Genomic DNA, 723 nt, shown 5'->3' on the forward strand with positions numbered 1-723 from the left:
CCGCCGACGTCATCGAGCGGACGATCCTGATCGCGCTGGCCGACGCGGCCGACGCCGACGGGTGCAACTCGTACCGTTCGCTCCGCTCCCACCTGGAGATCCTGGTGGACGTCAGCAAGAGCACGTTCACCCGCCGACTGCGCGACATGGAGAAGCGTGGTCTGATCCGCAAGGACACCACCCCGCCCCCCGCCCGGTACCTGAAGATCCCCCCCTACCAGCGCCCTACCCGGTGGGAGGTGTGCATCCCCTACTCGTGGTGGTCCGACGCCCAGCGCGAGCAGATCCAGCGCGAGCGCGAGGACAAGGGACTGCCGCCGATCACCGCAGAGTCCCGTCCCGACCTGGCCGCGGCCCCGGCGAAACCGACACGCGCGGACAAGGGCAAGCCCAGCCCCCAGCGCGGTCGCAAGAAGAAGGCCCAGGCCGCCGAGGAGTCGACCGAAGCGTCGGCCGAGGAGCTGGCCGAGGAGCCGACCGAGAGCCCCCAGGACCCCGACGCTGACCCCGCTTCCGGAGAAGAGGGGGTGTCTTCAAGACACGGGGGGGGGTGTCTTCAAGACACGGGGGGGGTGTCTTCAAGACACGGGGGGGGTGTCTTCAAGACCACCAACCTTCCTGGGGACCCTCCCGGGCACCCTCCTGTCTCACCTTCCCCGTCAATCCCCCCCGCTTCGGCCGGCACGGCCGCTCGCCTAGGTGACGCGCACGCGAGCGCGATGG

Annotated in this window: 1 protein-coding gene; it reads left to right on the forward strand. The window is 70.1% G+C overall.

Translation table 11 applies throughout. The features are described 5' to 3' along the window. A partial coding sequence (locus tag ABD140_RS39925; RefSeq protein ID WP_344248283.1) for a hypothetical protein occupies positions 1-723 on the forward strand: 723 nt, incomplete at both ends.

The sequence above is a fragment of the Actinocorallia libanotica genome, assembly GCF_039525175.1.
Lineage (GTDB): Bacteria > Actinomycetota > Actinomycetes > Streptosporangiales > Streptosporangiaceae > Actinocorallia > Actinocorallia libanotica.